Source organism: uncultured Friedmanniella sp. (genome assembly GCF_964244005.1).
Taxonomy (GTDB): Bacteria; Actinomycetota; Actinomycetes; order Propionibacteriales; family Propionibacteriaceae; genus Microlunatus.
Genome location: NZ_CAXTHG010000004.1, coordinates 128,640 through 148,595, shown reverse-complemented (window position 1 = coordinate 148,595; position 19,956 = coordinate 128,640). Strand labels below are relative to the sequence as shown.

Sequence of the window (19,956 nt, the reverse complement as noted above, 5' to 3'; positions counted from 1 at the left end):
GCCGGAGGCGTCGCCCATGACGAACCCGGCGCCGGAGGCGTCGCCCATGACGAACCCGGCGCCGGAGGCGTCGCCCATGACGAACATCGCGTCGGCGTCGGAGGCGTAGGAGAGCTCGTGTCCGCCCCAGCGGCCCATGGCGAGCACGGCGATCGGCGGCACCACGGCGTCCCCGCCCGCGTCCGCCCGGACGACGGCCAGAGCGGTGCCGATGGTGGCGGAGGCGAGGTCGCTGAGTGCCACGCCGACCTCGAGCACGTCGAGCTGGCCGAGCAGGTCGCCGGCGGCCACCCGGAACAGCTCGCGCCGACGGATCGCCCGGATCGCCTCGACGGCCGCGGCGCTGCTGCCCTGCCGCCGAGCGGCCGCCTGCATCTCGGCCCGCAGCGCGTCCAGGGTGTGGGGGGTGAGCTGGTCGTCGCCGGCCAACATCTGCACGGTCTGCGGTGCCCGGGTGAGCAGCGAGACGGCGTACCGGCTGGAGGCGAGGATCCGCGCCAGCTGCTCGGCCATCGCGCCCTCGTCGCGCAACGCCCGCAGATACCAGGGCGTGGTCCCGAGCGCCTCGGAGACCTGGCGGAAGGCCAGCAGCCCCGAGTCCGGGTTGGGCGCGCCGGCAAACCAGCCGAGCATCGCCGGCAACAGCTGGCGCTGGATCTCGGCCTGGCGGGTGACGCCCTGACCGAGCGCGGCGATGTGCCGCAGCGCCGCCTGCGGGTCGGCGTAGCCCAGCGCCTTCAGCCGGTCGAGCGCGGCGTCGGTGGTCAGCCGCAGCTCGGGGCTGGGGATCCGGGCGACGACGTCGAGCAGCGGTGAGTAGAAGAGGCGCTCGTGCAGCCGGCGCACCCGCGTCGCGCAGTGCCGCCAGGTCGACACCAGCTCCGAGGCCGGGTTGCCGTAGCCGAGCGAACGACCGATCCGGCGCAGGTCTGCCTCGGCGTCGGGCAGCACGTGGGTGCGGCGCAGCTGGTAGAGCTGGATCCGGTGCTCGACGGTACGCAGGAACCGGTACGCCAGACCGAAGCCCTTGCCGTCCTCGCGACCGACGTAGCCGTTGTCGACGAGCGCCCTGAGTGCGAGCAGGGTCGGCCGGACCCGCAGCCGCTCGTCGACGCGACCGTGCACCAGCTGGAGCAGCTGGACGGAGAACTCGACGTCGCGCAGCCCGCCCTCGCCGAGCTTGAGCTCGCGGCCCTTCTCCCGGGCGGGGATGTGGGCGACCACGCGTCTCCGCATGGCCTGGGTGTCGGCGACGAAGTTCTCGCGCTCGGCGACCCGCCACACCATCGGGCTCACCATGTCGACGAAGTCCTGACCGAGCGCGAGGTCCCCCGCACACGGCCGAGCCTTGAGCATGGCCTGGAACTCCCACGTCTTGGCCCACCGCTGGTAGTACGCCTGGTGGCTGGCGAGCCGGCGGACGAGCTGCCCGGCCCGGCCCTCGGGCCGCAGCGCCGCGTCGACCTCCCAGATGGTGCCCGCCGCCGTGTGGGCCGAGCAGATCCGGGTCAGCTCTGCCGCCATCCGGGTGGCGGCGGCGACAGCCTCGTCGGCGGTGACCAGCGGTTCGCCGTCCGCGTCAAGGGCAGGCTCGGCCACGAAGAGCACGTCCACGTCGCTGACGTAATTGAGCTCCTGGGCGCCGCACTTGCCCAGCCCGACGACGGCGAGCCGGGTCTGCCGTGCCGCCTCGCCGCCCTTCGCCCGGGCGATCGCCAACGCCGCCTCCAGGGTGGCGTCGGCGAGGTCGGAGAGCTCGTCGGCGACCTCGTCGACCACCTCGATCGGTTCAGGAGAGCAGAGGTCGCGGGCGGCGATCCGCAGCAGCTCACCGCGGTAGGCGATCCGTAGTGCGTCCCCGGTCAGCTCCAGGGCGACAGGCATCGTGGCGTCCGGGTCGGCTCCGGTCACCTGCAGCAGGTGGGCCCGCAACGCCGCCGCCGGCACCTTCTGCAGGTCGCGGTCCAACAGGTCGAGGTGTTCGGGATGGGCGCTCAGGTGCTGGGCCAGCGAGGCGCTCGCCCCCAGCACGGTCACCAGGTGCCGGGCGAGCACCGGGGAGGCGGCCAGCCGTACGGGGAGGTCGGCCAGCTGGTCGTAGAGCCGTTCGAGCCCGACGAGCGCGAGGTCGGGGTCTGCAGCCCCCGCCAGCAGCTCGAGCACCGACTCCTGGGCGACGTCCCACGACTCGACCACGGCCAGCGCGGCACCTGCGTCGACGAAGCCACGCCGGGCCAGGGTGCCCTGCGTCGTCTGCATCCTCGTCACCACGCCATGTTACCGACGTGTTACTCCTCCGCGGGGGCGAACGGGTCGTGCCGTGGGCCTACCGTGACCTGAGCCTGGCGGAGGACCCCAGAGTCGGCCCGAGTAGTGTCGTCGGCCTGATGGCGGGCCTGCGAGAGCAACCGGACGCGGCACTGCTGACGCAGTGGGCCGCGCTGTCGGAGTGGCTCGGTGAGAACCCGTCCCAGCGGAACGACCCCGTGGTGGTCCGCGCGGCCGCGGTCGGGCGCGGGCTGGCCGAGGCCCTCCAGACCTCGACGACCGCCCGTCCGTTGCCGCTCGAACGGCTGGTCGAGCACCTCGGCGCACTCGTCCGGGTCGCCGTCTCACCCCCCGACCCCGCGTTCGACCCCGACGACCGGCTCGAGCAGCGGCTGCGGCAGCGGCTGGGCGAGGACGCGCCGGCCATCGTCTCGACCCGGGCGGGCGCCGCGACCCGGGAGGACGCGGTGCTGCTGCACCTGGTCGCGTTCACTCTCGAGCTGGACGCGCTGAACCGCTCACGGCCGGCCGGTCACGCCAGAGTGGAGGCCACGAGCGGCGCCCTGCGGCACACCAGTCGTGCGCTGGCGGGCGTGCTTGCCAGCCGCTACCCGGGCAAGTCGGTCGAGGTACGGATCCCCCCGTACGCGGCCGTCCAGTGTGCGATCGGGGATCCAGGACCGCGGCACACCCGAGGGACGCCGCCCAACGTGGTCGAGACCGACGCGGTCACGTTCCTCGGCCTGGCCAGTAGCGCCCTGAGCTGGGAGACCGCAGTCGCGGCCGGAGCGGTGCACGCCTCGGGTCTGCGGGCCGACCTGTCCTCGGTGCTGCCGATCGTGGCGTTTCGGGACTAAAGTCCCGAAAAGTCCTGAGTTCCTCCGGAGTCGTTTACCTACCTGATCGGCATTCCTAGACTCGCGTCTGTGACAACGCCCGGAGGTCGGGAGGCGGACACCGAGCACAAGGCTGCGGTGGACGACCACGCGACCCGGCACGGTGTCGTACCCATCGACTCGATGGAGCAGCGGCTGCGGCTGCTCGTCACCGCCGTCCGGGACGTCTCTCGCGAGCTGACCGTCGCGGGCCGGATGCGCCAGATGGTCGAGTTCGCCGCGTCGATCGGCAACGCCGCGTACGGAGCCTTTGCCATCCGGCTGCCCGACGGCACCCTGGACCGGATCGTCTTCAGCTCCTACGCCCCCGGTGAGCTTCGCGCGATGCAGGGCATCCTCGCCGCCCACGGCATCGCTGGCCCCGAGCACCTGCCGCTGGCCCTGCCGCGTTCGAGCCGGCCGCCGCTGCCACGCAGCCGCCGGAGGAGTGAGGAAGTGGGCGGTGACCTGCTCGACCTGCCGGTCCGGACCCACCTCGGTCTCTTCGGCAACCTCTACGTGATGCGCCCGATGGGCGGCGCCGTCTTCTCCGAGCAGGACCGGCAGCTGCTGTCCGACTTCGCCGAAAGCTCCGCCGCCGGGATCAACAACGCCTCGCAGCTGGAGGACGCCCGACGCCGTCAGCACTGGCTGATCGCCTCGAGCGAGATCAGTCGCAAGCTCCTCGGCGGGGTCGACGACGAGGACCAGATCCTGCGCAGCGTCGCCGAGAGCGTGGTCTTCTTGGCCAACGCCCGCACGGTGACGGTCTGCATCCCCGACGAGGACGACCCCGACCTGATGAACGTCCGGGTCGCCGCCGGCTTCGGGGCCGACGAGCTCGTGCAGCGTCAGTACCGGGCGACCGGTAGCCTCACCGAACGGGCGGTCCAGGCCGGCGCCGTGCAGATGATCGCTGCCGGCGAGCTGCCCTGCATCCACACCGAGGTTCAGGACGACGGGATCGGTCTCGGCCACGTCGTCGCGTTGCCGCTGAAGGGACGCAACAGCACCCAGGGCGCGATCATGCTCAGCCGGTCGGCCGACCAGCCGGCCTTCGCGGCCAGCGACGTCGCGATGGCCGGCGACTTCGCCACCCAGGCCGCGCTGGCGCTCGAGCTGGCCGAGGCCCGCTCGGCACAGCAGACGCTCGAAGCGCGCGAGGACCGCGAACGGCTGGCTGAGAGCGTCCAGGACCAGGTGATCCAACGGCTGTTCTCCATCGGCTTGAGCCTGCAGAGCACGGCCCGTGACGACGTCAGCGAGGCCGGCCGTGATCGCGTCGCCAGGGCCGTCGCCGACATCGACGAGACGATCCGCCAAGTCCGTTCCACCATCACCGCCCCTTCCAGCGGGCATCCCACCGTGCGGCACGAGCTCTACGCGGTCGCGTTGGCGGCGGCGGTCGAGATCGAGCCCATGCTGGGGTTCCGGCCCGCCGTCCGGCTGAGCGGTACGTTCGACAAGCTGCCGGCGATCGGTGCCGACGTCGCCGACATCCTGCGGGCTGCGCTGAACGAGGTGGCCGCGCAGGGCCGGCCGACGACGGTGCAGGTGGACCTCCTGGGTGCCGACGACGGCTTCAACCTGGTGGTGACCGACGACGGCGAAGGCTTCGGCGCCCGCAGTGGCGGGCTGGGTCGGCTGTGGCAGCAGGCCGAACGGCTCGGCCGACAGCTGAACGTGGAGCAGGCCGGTAGCGGCCTCCGACTGCGCTGGTCCTTCCCGCTGCGCTGACCACGGTCGGTCCTCAGATGCAGCCCAGCGGCTGGGTCGGGCGTGGCCACGTCTCGGCGCGGTAGCCGACCCGACCTAGGCGCGTTGTCCGTCGGCCGAGAGCCACAGGTGCTGGTCGCCACGACGGTAGCCCGTGTCGACCGCGTCGTCCGGCAACGGTCGCGCCGCCCGGTAGGGCTCGGTGACGTAGCCGCTGAGGTCTGGGGGGATTGCGGACGTAGACCTGAGTCGCCTCCCGACGTGCTCGTGTCGACAGGTGCAGGAAGGTGATGTCCTCCCAGTCGCAGTGCTCCGGGCCGGTCGAGCTCGAGATGAGCGTCGTGGGCAGCCGGCGGCCGGCCGGGTCCGTCCACATCTGGGCCCCACCGCGCCGCGATCGAGTCGGGGAACTCTGCGAGGTCGCACTGCGCCACGAGTCGACGTACCAACCCACCCGCCCGTCCCGGGCCTTCCCGTGCGCGAGGATGACTGCCATCACGGGTCGACCCCCCGCCTCGTCGGTCAGGAGGACGCGCGCACCCTCCCGCCGTACCTCGCGCAGGCCGGCAGCATCGTCGACAGCGCCGGCATAGGACAGCGCACTGGCCAGCCGGCTGGTTGGGGTCCGAGCCACTACCTCGCCATCGAACGGCACATCCGCGGATCCGCCCGTCACCTCCGTCAGGCAGCGAACCACCCGTCCTGCCGCACCCGCCCGCTCCAGGCCGGACTCGGTGGCCGGAACAGACACGCTCACGTGCAGCGGGCCGGCGTCCGGCGGGCCGGGCGGGCGCGGTGGCGGGGCGGACGGGAAGGTGCTCGGCGCCGCAGGTCCGGGACCCGGCCAGGTGCAGCTCGCCGCGAGCAGGAGCGCGACCAGGACCGGAGCCACCGTCGACGCCGACCGCGCTCGAGTCATCGTCCCGCCTCCTCCGCCAGCACGATCGCGCCACTCAGGCCGACGCGGGCGACGTCCGGTTGCTCCGGCGCTGCCGGTAGGCCGCGGCCTTGGCTCGATCGCCGCAGCCCTTCATCCCGCACCAACGGCGACGCTGGCCCCGGGACCGGTCCACGAACGGTCGGGTGCACGTCGCGTCGGCGCACCAGTGCAGCGCCGAACGGTCCGGGCCGCCGACGAGGTCGAGACAGTCGGACGCAAGCTCGGCCAGCACCGCCGGCAGGTCGCCTCGGCGGCGGAGCCGGCCGTCGGCCTCCAGCCGCAGCACCGGTCGAGGCCCGGCCGCCGTCTCGTTGACCCGCGCCCGGTCGGCGGCCGGCGCCGGGCGGTCGTCGATCGCGGCGGCGATCACAGCGAAGGCCGACTCGCGGACCTCGCGGGCGTGGTCGAGCTGCTCGTCGTCGACCTCGACCCGCTCGTCCACCAGCCCGGACTCCGCGATCCACGCCTGGAGGTCGGCCGGCGTCGGCAGCTTTTCCTCGCGGCTGCTGTGCCGCTCGGACACGGTCGCCACGAAGTCCAGCACCGGCCGGTCGGAGATGAACTCGAACACATCACCACCTTGACAGGTGATGACCAGTCCGGCAAGAGTTGGAGTCACCGGTTCAACCAGTGATGACGATGCGATGGAGGGGCAAGATGACCGGTCTTGGGCAGCAGGTCGGAGCGGTCGGGCGCTACCTCGCGGCCGCGGTGCTCGTACGGTTCGCCGACGAGGGCGCCCGGGTGGCGCTGGTCCTGCTCGCGCTCGAGCGGACCGGAAGCGCCGGAACGGGCGGCCTGCTCATCGCCGCACTGCTGGTGCCCCAGGTGGTCGCCGCGCCGGTCGTCGGGTTGCTCACCGACCGAGCGCGCCGCCCCGCGGGGGTGCTCGCGGTGGCCGTGGTCGGCTTCGGTCTGTCCCTCGCCGGCACGGCTGCCGGCCTGAGCCGCTGGCCCCTCGCGCTGAGCGTGGTCGTGTTGCTGGTGGGCGGCTGCTGCGGACCGGCGTTGACCGGCGGGCTGACGAGCCGGCTGCCTCAGCTGGTTCGTCCAGCCGCGCTGCCTCGGGCCTTCGGGCTCGACTCGATGAGCTACAACATCGCCGGGATCGCTGGCCCGGCGGTGGCGGCGACCATCGCCGGCGCGACCAGCGCGCGCACCGCCACCACCGTGCTGGCCGGGTGCGCCGGCGTCGGAGCCCTGCTCGTGGCGACGCTGCCCCTCCGGGTCGGCGAACCCGCGCACACCCGGCTGCCGCTGACGGCGGGGCTGAGCATCGTCGTCCGCCGGCCCGTCCTGGGCGTGGTCACCGCGGCCTCCAGCCTGGCCCAGCTCGGTCTCGGCGCCCTCGCCGTCGTGGCTGCGGTGCTGACCCAGCGCCAGCAGCACCCGGCGGCGACGGGATGGTTGCTGACCGGCGTGGCCGCCGGTGCCCTGGTGGGCTCGTTGCTGTGGACCTGGCGGCCGTGGCCGGCGCGGCAGGCCCCGGTCGTCGTGATGGTGTCCCTGCTGGGGGTGGGGCTGCCGTTGGCGGCGGCCGCGGCCGTGGCCCCGCTGGCCGGCGTCGCCGCTCTCTTCGGACTCTCGGGCCTGTTTGTCGGCCCGCTGACGGGTGCGGTCTTCACCGTGCGTCAGGACGAGGCGCCGGAGGCGTTGCGCGCCTCGGTCTTCACCATCGGCGCGGGGATGAAGCTCAGCTGTGCGGCCGCCGGATCCGCCCTCGCCGGCGTGGGGGCCGGGTTGCCGACGTCAGCGCTGCTGCTGCTGGTGGGCGGCGTCCCGGTGCTGGCGGGCGGGCTGGGACTGCTGGCCGTGGGCCGTCTGACCCGTCGGCCGGCCCCGGTCAGAGAACCGGAAGCAGCCGCTTCAGCTCCATCGGCGTGACCTGACGGCGGTACTCCTCGAACTCGGCCCGCTTGTTGCGCAAGAAGAAGTCGAAGACGTGCTCCCCGAGGGTCTCGGCCACCAGCTCGGAACGTTCCATCGCCCGGATGGCCTCGTCGAGGTTGCGCGGCAGCGGTGAGATGCCGAGCGCCTGGCGCTCTCGTTCGGTCAGCGACCAGACGTCGTCCTCGGCGCCCTCGGGCAGCTCGTACTCGCCCTCGATGCCGGCGAGACCGGCCGCCAGCATCAGCGCGAAGGCCAGGTACGGGTTGGCCGCGGAGTCGATCGACCGCAGCTCGACGCGGGCGGAGGCGCCCTTGTTGGGCTTGTACATCGGCACCCGGACCAGCGCCGACCGGTTGTTGCGGCCCCAGCAGACATAGCTCGGGGCCTCGCCGCCACCGGCCAGCCGCTTGTAGGAGTTGACCCACTGGTTGGTCACCGCCGTGATCTCGCCGGCGTGCCGGAGCAGCCCGGCGATGAAGTAGCGCGCGACCTTGGATAGGTGGTGCTCGGCGCTGGCGTCGTAGAAGGCGTTGTTGTCGCCCTCGAAGAGCGACATGTGGGTGTGCATGCCCGAGCCGGGGTGCTCGGTGAACGGCTTGGGCATGAACGAGGCGTGGATCCCCTGGGAGAGCGCGACCTCCTTCACCACGACGCGGAAGGTCATCAGGTTGTCGGCGGTCGACAGCGCGTCGGCATAGCGGAGGTCGATCTCCTGCTGGCCCGGGCCGCCCTCGTGGTGGGAGAACTCCACCGAGATGCCCATCTGCTCCAGCATGGTGATCGCCTTGCGACGGAAGTCGCTGCCGAGGCTCTGGGGCGTGTGGTCGAAGTAGCCGGACTGGTCGACCGGGACGGGCGGGACGCCCGGATCGAGCGGGTCCTTGAACAGGAAGAACTCGACCTCGGGGTGGGTGTAGAAGGTGAAGCCGAGATCGGCCGCCTTCTTGAGCGCACGCTTGAGCACGTAGCGCGGGTCGGCGTAGGAGGGCGAGCCGTCGGGCATCGAGATGTCGCAGAACATCCGACCGGTCGCCGGGCTCGCGTCCCGCCACGGCAGGATCTGGAACGTCGACGGGTCGGGGTGGGCCACCATGTCGGACTCGTAGACGCGAGCGAAGCCCTCGATCGCCGAGCCGTCGAAACCCATGCCCTCGGCGAACGCGCCCTCGAGCTCGGCCGGCGCGATCGCGACCGACTTCAAGAAGCCGAGCACGTCGGTGAACCAGAGGCGGACGAACCGGACGTCGCGTTCCTCGATGGCCCGGAGCACGAACTCGGTTTGCTTGTCCACGCTCCTCAGTGTGCCGGTAGCTCCGTAACGCCGGAGTTACGGGCCCAGGTCGCGGACCACGTCGCTCCGATCAGCGTCAGCCCTCGCGTCGCGAGGGCGGCGAGGAAGGACGACCTGTGTCCCCGTCGCCGGGCCCCAGGAACGGTGGTCCAGGCTCAGAAGCGCCGGTTGACGAGGACGGGCAGCGATCGCCGGACGTCGGCCACGTCCGCGACGTCCACGTCGACCAGCAGCAAGCCTGGCTCGGCACCGAGGGTCGCCACGACCTCACCGGTGGGCGCCACGACCACGCTGTGCCCGACGCCGCGGGGGGCGGTACCGCTCAGCTGCTCGCCCACCGTGGTCGGGTCCGCCTGGCCGCAGGCGAGGATGAACGAGGTGGAGTCCAGCGCCCGCGCCCGGGTCAGCAGCTGCCACTGGTCGACCTTGCCCGGTCCTGCACCCCAGGAGGCGGCCACGCAGATCACCGCGGCGCCGGCGTCGGCGAGCGCGGTGTAGAGGCCCGGGAAGCGGAGGTCGTAGCAGGTGGTCAGACCGACGCTCACGCCCCCGATCTCCACCACCAGCGGCTTCTCCCCCGGCGCGACGGTGTCGGACTCGGCGAAGCCGAACGCGTCGTAGAGGTGGATCTTGTCGTAGGCCGTCTCAACCTCCGGGCCGGTGACCAGCAGGGTGTTGTGGACGCGGCCGCCATCGGCGGGGGTGAACATGCCCACGACGACCGTGGCGCCGGCGTCGGCCGCGATCTCTCGGACCCGCGTCGCCCAGGGCCCGTCCAGCGACTCGGCCACCTCGACCAGGTTGCGTCCGAAGCAGCGCATCGTCGCCTCGGGGAAGACGACGAGCTCGGCCCCCTGGGCGACTGCCGAAGCTGTCTCCCGGGCGACCACGTCGAGGTTGGCCGCCGGGACCGGCCCGCTGACGATCTGGGCGAGAGCGATGCGCATGAGTGAGCCTCCATATCGGGTCGCGACTTATGATCCTCTCGTACACCGGAGCATCCCAGGAGGAGGCGGCGTCGAAATGGCTGCTGTGCCGTTCCTTGAAGCATCCTGGGAGGACTACCTGGCGCTGGGTGAGGATGTTCGTGCGGAGTACATCGACGGCTCGATCGTGATGAGCCCGTTTCCCAGCCGGAAGCACCAGACCGCGTGCCGACGGTTGGCCAACCTGATGGAGGCCGACCTCCCCGAGGGCTATGACGTGGTGATCGAGTGGGGTTGGAAGCCCGGTGACGACGAGTTCGGCCCGGACGTCATGGTGTTCCCGACCACGGACGAGGAGGTTCGCTTCACCGGCACCCCCCTGCTGTGCGTCGAGGTGTTGTCGACGAACCGCGCCGCGGACCTGGTGGTGAAGGCCGCCAAGTACGCCGCGGCGGGAGTCGACCACTACTGGGTGGTCGACACCGCGGACGAGACGCTGACCGCCTTCGTGCGCGAGGGCGACGCTTACCGGCTCGCCTTGGTGATCGAGAACAGCGCACCTCAGCGGGTGGCCTACGGCGCGGGCGAGGTCACGATCGACACCGGGGCGCTGTTCCGGTAGAAGCTGTCAGACGCCGATCAGGTCGTCGACGGCGATCTCGACGTCCGCGAACGGGACGGGCACCGTGTCGCCGGATCGGAACTCGCGCCGCGATCGGTAGCCCCGGTCGTGCGGCTCGGTGTGGACGTAGACCGCCTCCTTGGAGATGACCCAGTAGACCGGCCAGCCGGCCGAGCCGTAGATCCGGGCCTTGGTGGTCAGGTCAGCCATCAGCGTCTCGTCCGACACCTCGACCACCAGCAGCACGTCCGCCGGGTCCCAGGTGGAGAGGCGGCAGCCGATGGTGCCTGACGGCTCCGCGCCGGGACGGCGGACCCAGCAGTCAGGGTCGGGTAGAGAGTCACCGCTCGGCAGCGTTGCGCCGGTCACGGTGACGCCGGGATGTCGCAGCAGCGCACCCACGTCCATCACCTTCTCGCCGTGCCAGTCCCCGATGACCACCGGCCAGACCTCCCCCTCCACCAGCTCGACCCGTGAGTCGAACGCGCCCGCTTCCCAGGCCCGTACGAACTCGGCCGCGGTCCAGCGGTAGTTCGCCACAGTTGCTGTCATGCGCTGAGCGTAGGGGGCGCCACTGACACTCGAGGAGTTGTCCACAGGCCTAGTGTCGCGCACCGCCCGCCCCCGGGACAGGTCCGGTTTGGCAGACTGCGACCGTGAACTTCGACTCGGTCTACGACCAGGGTTTCGTCCGCGTGGCCGCGTGCACGACACCGGTAGTCATCGCCGACCCGAAGGCGAACGTGGCCGCGGTGCTTGCTGAGGCCCGGGCCGGTGCCGATGAGGGCGTGGGCGTAGCGCTCTTTCCCGAGCTGGCCCTGACCGGCTACGCCATCGAGGACCTGTTCCTGCAGGAGGTCGTGCTCGACCAGGTGGAGGAGGCCATCGCCGACCTGGTCGCGGGGTCGGCCGGGCTGCGGACACTGCTGGTCGTCGGAGCACCCCTGCGGCACGGGAACCGGCTGTTCAACACCGCCGTGGTCATCCTGGACGGGGCTGTGCTCGGTGTCGTGCCCAAGTCCTACCTGCCCACCTACCGCGAGTTCTACGAGCGCCGCCACTTCGCACCCGGCGACGACCGGGCGGGGCAGGCGATCGTGCTCGGAGGCGTCGAGGTGCCGTTCGGGCCCGACCTGCTCTTCACCGCCACCGACGTGCCGGGACTGGTGGTGCACGTCGAGATCTGCGAGGACATGTGGGTCCCGGTGCCGCCGAGCGCGACCGCCGCCCTGGCGGGCGCGACCGTGCTGCTGAACCTGTCCGGCAGCCCGATCACCGTCGGCCGCGCCGAGGACCGGCGGCTGCTCGTCCGCTCGAGCTCGGCCCGCTGTCTCGCCGCGTACGCCTACGCCGCCGCGGGAGCGGGCGAGTCCAGCACCGACCTCTCCTGGGACGGGCAGACGATGGTCTACGAGCTCGGCGAGCTGCTGGCCGAGACCGAACGCTTCTCCACCACCGACCAGCGGGCCGTCGCCGACGTCGACCTGCTGCGGCTGCGTCAGGAACGGCTGCGCCAAGGAACCTTCGACGACAGCCGCCGGACGCTCGCCGACCGCGGGGGGATCGCGTACCGGACGGTCGAGTTCACCCTCGACCCGCCCCGGACCGACCTCGGTCTGCGCCGTCGGGTCGACCGGTACCCCTTCGTCCCCGACGACCCCGACCGGCTGGCGCTGGACTGCTACGAGGCGTACAACATCCAGGTCTCCGCGCTCGAGCAGCGGCTGTCGGCGATCGGCGGCCCGGAGATCGTCATCGGGGTGTCCGGTGGTCTCGACTCCACCCATGCGCTGATCGTGGCGGCGCAGGCGATGGACCGGCTGGGCCGCCCGCGCAGCGACATCCTCGCCTTCACGCTGCCCGGGTTTGCCACCACGAGTGGCACGAAGGACAACGCCACTCGGCTGTCGCACGCGCTGGGCGTCACCTTCGCTGAGCTCGACATCCGGCCGGCGGCCCGTCAGCTGCTCGCCGACCTGGACCACCCGTTCGCGGGCGGCGAACCGGTCTACGACGTCACCTTCGAGAACGTCCAGGCCGGGCTGCGCACCGACTACCTGTTCCGGCTGGCCAACCAGCGTGGCGGCATCGTCTTGGGCACCGGCGACATGAGCGAGCTCGCGCTCGGCTGGTGCACCTACGGGGTCGGTGACCAGATGTCGCACTACGGGGTCAACGCCGGCGTGCCGAAGACCCTGATCCAGCACCTGATCCGCTGGGTGATCGGCACCGGCCAGTTCGAGGAGGAGACCAACGCCATCCTGCAGGTGATCCTCGCCCAGGAGATCTCCCCCGAGCTGGTGCCGGTCGCCGAAGGCGAACGGCCGCAGAGCACCGAGGACCAGGTCGGCCCATACGCGCTGCAGGACTTCACGCTCTTCCACGTCCTGCGCTACGGCTTCCCGCCGAGCCGGATCGCCTTCTTGGCCCGGCACGCCTGGGCCGACGTCGACGCCGGCGACTGGCCGCCGGGCTTCGACGCCGACCGCCGGACCGCCTACGACCTGCCGACGATCCGGCACTGGCTGGACGTCTTCCTGCGGCGTTACTTCGGCTTCGCCCAGTTCAAGCGCTCAGCCATGCCCAACGGCCCGAAGGTCGTCGCAGGCGGGTCACTGTCCCCGCGCAGCGAGTGGCGCGCCCCCTCCGACGGCAACGCCCGCGCCTGGCTGGACGAGCTGGCGCGCAATGTCCCAACTCTTTGAGCTGCGCTCGCGCGGACGCTCGCGCAGCTAGGCTTCCGGCTTATCTTCGGCGATGACGACCATCTTTTCGAGATAGGGCGAGCCGAAGGTGGTGGCCATGGCCACGTCCCCGGCGTCTCGGCCGCGGCCGATCAGCACCCGGCCCTTGCGGCGTTCGTTGTTGCGTGGGTCGAAGGTGTACCAGCGGTCACCGAGGTAGACCTCCATCCAGGCGGCAAAGTCCATCGGTGACGGCTTCACGTCGACCTCGATCTCGGGCAGGTAGCCGAAGACGTAGCGGGCGGGGATGTTGAGCGCCCGGCAGAGCGAGACCGCGAGATGGGTGAAGTCGCGGCAGACCCCGTAGCCCGACGCGTGCACGTCCGCAGCCGTGGACCGGGGTCCGCTGGAGCCGTACTGGAAGGTCAGGTGACTGTTGACGTAGTTGCAGATCGCCTGCACGCGGGTGTAGCCCGGGGTCAGGCTGCCGAAGCGGTTCCATGCCTCCTTGCCCAGCACGTCGGGCAGGGCGTAGCGGCTGGGCAGGGTGTAGATCAACACGTCGTCGGGCAGCTTTTCCGGCGCGATCTCGGGTGCGCCCTCGTCAGCGTCCTCGACGGCATCCGGGACGATGGCCGTCGCCGAGTAGCTGATCACCGAACGGCCGGCCGAGACGGTCGACCGACGGCACCGGTTGCCGTACAGGTCGGTGTAGGTCGTCGACGCGACGTACGGGTCGAACGACCAGTGAGACTCGACCACCTCGGCGTCCTGGTCGGCCACGGGCTCGACCTGAAAGATGGTCGCGACGTCGTAGCGGGACTGGTGGACGAACTCGCAGCCGATGGACAGGGTGCGGGAGCTCACCGGCTCAGACGCCCGGGCTGGTCTCGGGCGCGGGGTGCTCCGGACCGGCCACGTCATCGGTGGTCACGCCCGACAGCGGGGTGCCGTCGCCCGTCCCGCCCGCCGCCGGGGTCTCGGGTGCGGTGGCCTCGTGCGCACTGTCGGCCACCTTGGTGACCACGTCGGCGACCGGGTCGGGCAGCTTGGCGGCGCTCTCCTTGACCTTGTCGGCGACGTTGCCCACGGTTTCGTGCACCTGCGGGCTGCGAGCAAGCTTTTCGGCCTGGGTGCGCAGCTTGTCGGCCTGGACCTTCAGCTCCTCGAAGCGAGTGCGGCCGGCCCGGGTGCCCAGGACGTATCCGACACCGCCCGCCAGCCCGGCCAGCAGGACGGTACGAATCTTGACGATCTTCATCGCGGGTCTCCTCCACAGGGGCGTAGTCGGGTCGGACGCACGCGTCGTCCCCCGGAGGGTGAGTTTACGATGAGCCGCGCCGGCGCAGACGGGGGTGTCCGGCGCTGAAACCGGACGGTAACGCGCGCTGACCGGGCTGCCCGGAACCGGCCGCCCGTCTTGGACTGGAGGAAGCAACGATGGCCACCCGCCGCCTGTCGGCCCGCGGCGCAGCCGTACCGGAGCGGGCCTGGGAGCGCTACGAGCGGATCGCCCTGTGGCCGACCTGGTCGCCGCAGATCCGCCGGGTCGAGGCCGACGCGGAACGGATTGCTCTCGGCTTGACCGGTACCGTCTGGACCCCGGTCGGGCTCGGGCTGCCGTTCACGGTCACCGGGGTCGACGACGCGGCCCGGACGTGGAGCTGGGTGGTCCGGATGGGCCCGGTCAGCATGACGCTGCAGCACGAGGTGTACGCCGACGGCGCCGGGTCCGGCACCCTGCTGGTGCTGGAAGGACCCGACCCGGTCCTGCTGGCCTATGCGCCGCTCGCCTGGATCGCGCTCCGCCGGCTGGTCGCTCGCTGAGCCCTCAGTCGTCGTTCCACCGCGGGTCGTGGTCGAAGGTGTCGTTGCGTTCGGCGACCTTCTCCAGCGCGCGCTCGGCGTCCTCGCGGCTCGGATAGGGGCCCAGCCGGTCCGCGGACTTGCCCGCACGGCTGTCCTGCACCGCCGACTTGGTCGTCAGGTCGTACCACCACTGGTTCTCGGCCATGCCGCGAGGCTACCGCGACCTCTACAGTGTCGGCCGTGACTCCTGTCCTGCCCGCGCCAGTGTCGCCGGTCCGGTCGGTGCCCAGCCGGATCGTGCGACCCGAGTACGTGGGCCGGCCGGCTCCCCGTCCGTACGAAGGCCCGGACGTCCAGTCGGCCGAGACGGTCGCGAAGATGCGCGTGGCCGGAGGGATCGCGGCCCGGGCGATCGAGGCGGCGGCCGCGGTGATCGCGCCTGGCGTGACCACCGACGAGATCGACCGGGTGGCGCACGAGTACCTGCTGGACGCCGGGGCGTACCCGTCCACGCTCGGCTACCGTGGCTTCCCCAAGTCGTGCTGCACCTCGGTGAACGAGGTGGTCTGTCACGGCATCCCGGACGCCCGTCCGCTGGTCGACGGCGACCTGGTCAAGATCGACATCACCGCCTACGTCGACGGGGTGCACGGCGACACCTGCGCCACCTTTGGCTGCGGTGAGCTCGACGAGGCCTCGGCGCTGCTGAGCGAACGGACGGCCGAGGCGCTGCGCCGCGGGGTCGCCGCCGTCCGACCGGGACGGCAGGTCAACGTGATCGGTCGGGTGATCGAGAGCTACGCCCGCCGGTTCGGCTACGGCGTGGTCCGCGACTACACCGGGCACGGGGTGCACAGCACCTTCCACTCCGGCCTGGTGATTCCGCACTACGACGAGCCGCGGCACGACACGGTGATGCGGCCGGGCATGACCTTCACCATCGAACCGATGCTGACCCTGGGGACTTCAGCGTGGCGGCTGTGGGACGACGGCTGGACCGTCGTCACCGCCGACGGCAGCCGCGCCGCCCAGTTCGAGCACTCCCTGGTCGTCACCGACACCGGGGCCGAGATCCTCACGCTGCCCCGACCTGTCAGCCGCTGAGGGGGCTCGAGCACCGTGAGCGTCGTACTCGGTTAAGGTGGCCCACGGACGAGTCGGTCAGGCGGTCGCGGCTCCGTTGCTCCTTGCGGGTGGCGGGATCGAGGAAAGTCCGGACTCCACAGAGCACGGTGGTGGGTAACACCCACCCGGGGTGACCCGCGGGACAGTGCCACAGAAAACAGACCGCCCTCGCGGCAACGCGGGGGTAAGGGTGAAACGGCGGTGTAAGAGACCACCAGCACCCCAGGTGACTGGGGTGGCTCGGTAAACCCCACCGGGAGCAAGACCAAGAGGACACGGGTAAGCCCGTGTCTGCGGAGGCGTTCGAGGGCTGCTCGCCCGAGTCTCCGGGTAGGTCGCACCAGGCCGCTGGCAACAGCGGTCGCAGATGGATGATCGCCCCCGGCCCTCGGGCCGGTGACAGAATCCGGCTTACCGACCGACTCGTCCGCTCTCGTGACGAAACGCGACCCCGCACCCCGCCCGAGTAGGGTCGACGCCATGAGCACCGAGGCAGCAGAGACCATCGACCCGTACGACAACCGGGAGTCTCGCGCCGCCGCCCGTGACACCTCCATCGCCGTGAGCCGGGCGAACGACGGCGGTGCGCCTCCGCGGGACGCCCCCGGACCGGGCGAGCTGCCGAAAGCCCAGACGGGCGGGACGTCCGAGGGCAACCCGGTCGCCGGCGTCACCATCAGCTCTGAGGACGCAGCGGAGGCCGTGCCCGGCGACGACGGTCCCGACGGCTCGCTCCCGAGCTCCGCGGGCCACGCCTGAGGCTCCACCCTCTAGCAAGTCAAGGCTCGAGGGGGACAGTGACGCGGGACTCCACGACGGGTACGGGGTCAGTACGGCTGGACTGACGGGTCGGAACGCCGGCTGCGCTGTGGACAACGCCTACAGGACGCGCTCGGCTTGTACCGTTCGTGCATGACACACGCCATGTGGCGGCGTGTCCTCGGGGGTTGGCGACGGCGCGTCTACGACGTGGCGCTGCGGAACCGTCGACGACGACGCCTTGTGACCGAGGTCGCCCGCGCCCGCACCGAGGGCCTGGTGCAGGTCAACGTCGGGGCCGGCCGCCGCGGGCTGCCGGACTGGATCAACACCGACATCGCCTGGCCCTGCCCGGCCCACCTGGACGCGACCCAACCCTGGCCGGTACCGGCCGGCAGCGTCGACTTCGTCTACGGCGACAACGTCATCGAGCACCTGACGCTGGCCCAGGGCCGCGACCTGATGCGGCACGCGTACGTCGCACTCGCCCCGGGCGGGGTGATCCGGCTCGCGACGCCGGACGTCGAGGCCAGCGCCCGCAGCTACCTCGAGAACGGCGAGCTGGCTCGCCTCGGGATGGCCCGTAACGCCGAGCTCGGCAACACGATGGACCATCCGGTGCAGCTGCTGGCCGAGGTCTACGTGGGCGCCGAGCACTACCGCGGCTTCTGCTACGACTACGCCGCGCTCGCCGCCGAGCTGCGGGCCGTCGGCTTCGAGGTGGAGCGCTGCGTCGCCGGCGACAGCAACCATCCCGAGCTGAAGGGTCTGGAGCACCGGATGCACCCCGCGGAGGTGAGCACCCAGCTCTGCGTGGAGGGCACGAAGCCGGGCTGAGTCGCTGAGCTGCGCCGCTCCCCCCGGGTCGGCGCACCTTCAGTCAGACGATCGATCCCGAGAAGTACGCGGTGTCGTGGCTGATGTCGGGGGTAAAGCCCAGCACCACGTCGTCCTGGTCCTTCACCGGGACGCTGAACGAGGCGGACGTGGTGTTCGCCTTGCCCGGGGCGATGCTCCCGGATAGGTCTCGGTTGCGTACGCCCGGCACGGAGAGGGGGTCCGCGACGTCCTTGTCCGGACCGTAGGAGAGCTCGAAGTCGCCCACCGGCTCAGCCATCCGCTCCTTCGACCCGTTCGTCACCCGGACGGTGAGCTGGACCCAGGCCCCCTTCTTGCCGCGGGTGCCGTGCCTGATCTTGGTCACCTCGACCTTGACACCGTCGGAGTAGGAGTACGCGTCCGCGAAGGAGGTCTCGTCGTCGGACTCGTCACCTTGTTCCTCGACGCTGTCGTCGTCGGTGTCCTGGGAAGCGGTGGGGGTCGGGCTCTCCTGAGCTGACGGGCCCTGGCTGACCGACGGGCTCACCGGCGGGCTGGTGACCGGGCTGGCCGGTGGCTCGACCGTCTCCGGAGCGGTCGGGCTGCAGGCCCCGAACGCCAGGAGTGCGCTGGTCGTGATCAGCAGCAGCAGTCGACGCACAGATACCTCCGGGGCAGCGAGACGATGGACCACAGCATGGCAGCATCGCACGCTCGCCGACCCCGGCTAGCCGAGACGCCAACCCGTTCAGGACCAGTCGGCTCCGCGGCCGCCTCGGCGGGCCTTGACCTGGGACCGGACCTTCTTGGCCTGCAGCCGGCGCTCCACCGAGCCCCGGGTCGGCGCCGTACGGCGCCGGCGTGGCGGCGGCGGCGCCAGCGCCTGCTGCAGCACACGGACGAGGCGCTCCCGAGCGGCTTGGCGGTTGCGGAGCTGCGCCCGGTACTCCGAAGCCGCAATCACCACCGCGCCGTCCACGAGCGAGCCGGCGAGGCGTTCGGTCAGCCGTTCCCGCAGCAGCGGGCTGAGCCGGGCCACGCCGGGCGAGCCGTCCGGACGCCAGCTCAGCTCGACCCGGCTGTCGGTGGTGTTCACGCCCTGACCACCCGGTCCAGACGATCGCGAGAAGCGCCAACGCAGCTCATCAGCCTCGACGACCAGGTCCTGCGACACCGGCAACGGACCGTCGACCCTCATGGCCGACCAGCCTACGCAGCCGCCTTGGCCTGGCGAGCAGACTGTGCGCGTGCCAGAGCTGCCCGAGGTCGAGAGCGCCCGCGCCGCCATCGAACGGGCCGGGCTGCGACGGCGGATCGCCGATGTCGACGACACCGACAGCTGGGAGTGCCGGCCCCACGCGCCCGGCGAGATCCGAGACGTCCTCGTCGGTCGGATGCTGACCGGCGCCTTCCGCCGCGGCAAGTCGATGTGGTGCGAGACCTCCGGCGTGGGTCGCGCCCGGACGCCTGGCCCGGTGCTGGGCCTGCACCTCGGGATGAGCGGTCGGATCCTCATCACCTCGCCGCGCGGCGACCTGACCGAGGGCGGCGACTGGGTCGGCGGCCGGTACGGCGAGGGCGGCAGCGCTCCGGAGCGGAAGCCGGTCTGGGACCGCTTCACCCTGACCTTCACCGACGGCGGCACCCTGCGGCTCTTCGACAAGCGGCGCCTGGGCCGGGTCCGGCTCGACCCTGACCTCAGCGCGCTCGGACCGGACGCCGAGCAGGTCGGCGCCGACGAGCTCGCCGCCCGCGTCAGCCGCAGCCGGGCTCCGGTCAAGGCGCGGCTGCTCGACCAGTCGGTGATCGCCGGCGTCGGCAACCTGCTGGCTGATGAGACCCTCTGGCAGGCGCGGCTGTCGCCGCAGCGTCCGGCGGACGAGCTCAGCGCGGCCGAGCTGGCGACCCTGCACGAGTCACTCCACGAGGCCACCCGCGCGGCCATCGAGCACGGCGACGTGCACACCGGCGAGGTGATCGAGTTCCGCGGCCGCGGCCGCCACTGCCCACGCTGCGGGGCCGAGATGCAGACCGCCACCGTCGGCGGCCGCACCACCTGGTGGTGCCCGCAGGAGCAGCGCTGACCGGCCCAGCCGCGCTCCGGCGAGCAGGTGAAAACATCGTGCGACATGGTGCCGCGTACTCGCGGCACCATGTCGCACGTTATTCGAATCCGCCGACCAGCTCGGGACGGGTTGCTGGTTCAAGGCCTGGCTAGCGGCAAGGCTCGGG

General features: G+C 71.6%; 20 protein-coding genes and 1 other RNA gene. 11 read left to right on the top strand and 10 right to left on the bottom strand.

The window, feature by feature from the left end:
• On the bottom strand, positions 1-2,259 hold a 2,259-nt coding region (locus ACFE76_RS04190), incomplete at its 3' end, for a bifunctional [glutamine synthetase] adenylyltransferase/[glutamine synthetase]-adenylyl-L-tyrosine phosphorylase (protein ID WP_375430519.1).
• A 26-nt stretch (positions 2,260-2,285) separates the two neighbouring features.
• Between ACFE76_RS04190 and ACFE76_RS04185 the strand changes: the two genes are divergently transcribed.
• Positions 2,286-3,125: a sterol carrier family protein gene (locus ACFE76_RS04185; RefSeq protein WP_375430480.1), complete on the top strand. Its 840-nt coding sequence runs from the start codon at positions 2,286-2,288 to the stop codon at positions 3,123-3,125.
• 69 nt (positions 3,126-3,194) lie between these two features.
• Positions 3,195-4,880 carry a GAF domain-containing sensor histidine kinase gene (locus ACFE76_RS04180; RefSeq protein WP_375430479.1) on the top strand — a complete coding sequence of 562 codons (1,686 nt, stop codon included), beginning with the start codon at positions 3,195-3,197 and terminating at the stop codon, positions 4,878-4,880.
• Between the two features lie 932 nt (positions 4,881-5,812).
• On the opposite strand, the gene ACFE76_RS04175 is transcribed toward ACFE76_RS04180, so the two are convergent.
• A complete protein-coding gene (locus ACFE76_RS04175; RefSeq protein WP_375430478.1) occupies positions 5,813-6,370 on the bottom strand; it encodes a CGNR zinc finger domain-containing protein in 558 nt (185 codons plus the stop codon).
• Positions 6,371-6,456: 86 nt separating this feature from the next.
• Here ACFE76_RS04175 and ACFE76_RS04170 point away from each other — a divergent pair, with 86 nt between their 5' ends.
• Entirely contained in the window at positions 6,457-7,683 is a 1,227-nt protein-coding gene (locus tag ACFE76_RS04170) for an MFS transporter (RefSeq protein WP_375430477.1), read from the top strand.
• On the opposite strand, the gene ACFE76_RS04165 is transcribed toward ACFE76_RS04170, so the two are convergent.
• Complete coding sequence (locus tag ACFE76_RS04165) at positions 7,643-8,980, bottom strand: glutamine synthetase family protein (protein WP_375430476.1); 1,338 nt, start codon at positions 8,978-8,980, stop codon at positions 7,643-7,645. The genes ACFE76_RS04170 and ACFE76_RS04165 overlap by 41 nt on opposite strands.
• Positions 8,981-9,135: 155 nt before the next feature.
• On the bottom strand, positions 9,136-9,927 hold the full coding sequence (locus ACFE76_RS04160) for a carbon-nitrogen hydrolase family protein (protein ID WP_375430475.1): 792 nt from the start codon (positions 9,925-9,927) through the stop codon (positions 9,136-9,138).
• A gap of 76 nt (positions 9,928-10,003) precedes the next feature.
• Between ACFE76_RS04160 and ACFE76_RS04155 the strand changes: the two genes are divergently transcribed.
• Entirely contained in the window at positions 10,004-10,528 is a 525-nt protein-coding gene (locus ACFE76_RS04155) for a Uma2 family endonuclease (RefSeq protein WP_375430474.1), read from the top strand.
• A 6-nt stretch (positions 10,529-10,534) separates the two neighbouring features.
• On the opposite strand, the gene ACFE76_RS04150 is transcribed toward ACFE76_RS04155, so the two are convergent.
• Positions 10,535-11,080 carry a Uma2 family endonuclease gene (locus tag ACFE76_RS04150; RefSeq protein WP_375430473.1) on the bottom strand — a complete coding sequence of 182 codons (546 nt, stop codon included), beginning with the start codon at positions 11,078-11,080 and terminating at the stop codon, positions 10,535-10,537.
• A 104-nt stretch (positions 11,081-11,184) separates the two neighbouring features.
• Here ACFE76_RS04150 and ACFE76_RS04145 point away from each other — a divergent pair, with 104 nt between their 5' ends.
• The gene (locus ACFE76_RS04145; protein ID WP_375430472.1) at positions 11,185-13,233 is read left to right on the top strand and encodes an NAD(+) synthase; all 2,049 of its coding nucleotides are present in this window, start codon (positions 11,185-11,187) and stop codon (positions 13,231-13,233) included.
• Positions 13,234-13,260: 27 nt separating this feature from the next.
• On the opposite strand, the gene ACFE76_RS04140 is transcribed toward ACFE76_RS04145, so the two are convergent.
• Together ACFE76_RS04140 and ACFE76_RS04135 are read right to left on the bottom strand one after the other, a co-directional pair.
• Positions 13,261-14,079 carry a transglutaminase family protein gene (locus tag ACFE76_RS04140; RefSeq protein ID WP_375430471.1) on the bottom strand — a complete coding sequence of 273 codons (819 nt, stop codon included), beginning with the start codon at positions 14,077-14,079 and terminating at the stop codon, positions 13,261-13,263.
• A 4-nt stretch (positions 14,080-14,083) separates the two neighbouring features.
• Positions 14,084-14,473 (bottom strand): hypothetical protein, encoded by a 390-nt coding sequence (locus tag ACFE76_RS04135; protein ID WP_375430470.1) that lies wholly within the window; start codon positions 14,471-14,473, stop codon positions 14,084-14,086.
• A 179-nt stretch (positions 14,474-14,652) separates the two neighbouring features.
• Here ACFE76_RS04135 and ACFE76_RS04130 point away from each other — a divergent pair, with 179 nt between their 5' ends.
• The gene (locus ACFE76_RS04130; protein ID WP_375430469.1) at positions 14,653-15,039 is read left to right on the top strand and encodes an SRPBCC family protein; all 387 of its coding nucleotides are present in this window, start codon (positions 14,653-14,655) and stop codon (positions 15,037-15,039) included.
• 4 nt (positions 15,040-15,043) lie between these two features.
• Here ACFE76_RS04130 and ACFE76_RS04125 read toward each other — a convergent pair whose 3' ends face one another.
• Entirely contained in the window at positions 15,044-15,226 is a 183-nt protein-coding gene (locus ACFE76_RS04125; protein WP_375430468.1) for an SPOR domain-containing protein, read from the bottom strand.
• Positions 15,227-15,261: 35 nt separating this feature from the next.
• On the opposite strand from ACFE76_RS04125, the gene map reads away from it, so the two are divergent.
• The 4 genes from map (at position 15,262) to ACFE76_RS04105 (ending at position 17,742) form a co-directional block, all read left to right on the top strand.
• Positions 15,262-16,125, top strand: coding sequence for a type I methionyl aminopeptidase (map, locus tag ACFE76_RS04120; RefSeq protein WP_375430467.1), 864 nt, complete (start codon positions 15,262-15,264; stop codon positions 16,123-16,125).
• A 49-nt stretch (positions 16,126-16,174) separates the two neighbouring features.
• Positions 16,175-16,576, top strand: an RNA gene (gene rnpB / locus ACFE76_RS04115) — RNase P RNA component class A.
• 50 nt (positions 16,577-16,626) lie between these two features.
• Positions 16,627-16,905, top strand: coding sequence for a hypothetical protein (locus tag ACFE76_RS04110; RefSeq protein WP_375430466.1), 279 nt, complete (start codon positions 16,627-16,629; stop codon positions 16,903-16,905).
• Positions 16,906-17,058: 153 nt separating this feature from the next.
• Positions 17,059-17,742, top strand: coding sequence for a hypothetical protein (locus tag ACFE76_RS04105; RefSeq protein ID WP_375430465.1), 684 nt, complete (start codon positions 17,059-17,061; stop codon positions 17,740-17,742).
• Positions 17,743-17,785: 43 nt separating this feature from the next.
• Here the strand turns inward: ACFE76_RS04105 and ACFE76_RS04100 are convergent, their stop codons facing one another.
• Both ACFE76_RS04100 and arfB read right to left on the bottom strand, forming a co-directional pair.
• On the bottom strand, positions 17,786-18,385 hold the full coding sequence (locus ACFE76_RS04100; protein ID WP_375430464.1) for a hypothetical protein: 600 nt from the start codon (positions 18,383-18,385) through the stop codon (positions 17,786-17,788).
• 87 nt (positions 18,386-18,472) lie between these two features.
• On the bottom strand, positions 18,473-18,922 hold the full coding sequence (gene arfB / locus ACFE76_RS04095) for an alternative ribosome rescue aminoacyl-tRNA hydrolase ArfB (RefSeq protein WP_375430463.1): 450 nt from the start codon (positions 18,920-18,922) through the stop codon (positions 18,473-18,475).
• Between the two features lie 49 nt (positions 18,923-18,971).
• Here arfB and ACFE76_RS04090 point away from each other — a divergent pair, with 49 nt between their 5' ends.
• Positions 18,972-19,808 (top strand): Fpg/Nei family DNA glycosylase, encoded by an 837-nt coding sequence (locus ACFE76_RS04090; RefSeq protein ID WP_375430462.1) that lies wholly within the window; start codon positions 18,972-18,974, stop codon positions 19,806-19,808.
• The last annotated feature ends 148 nt before the right edge of the window (positions 19,809-19,956 follow it).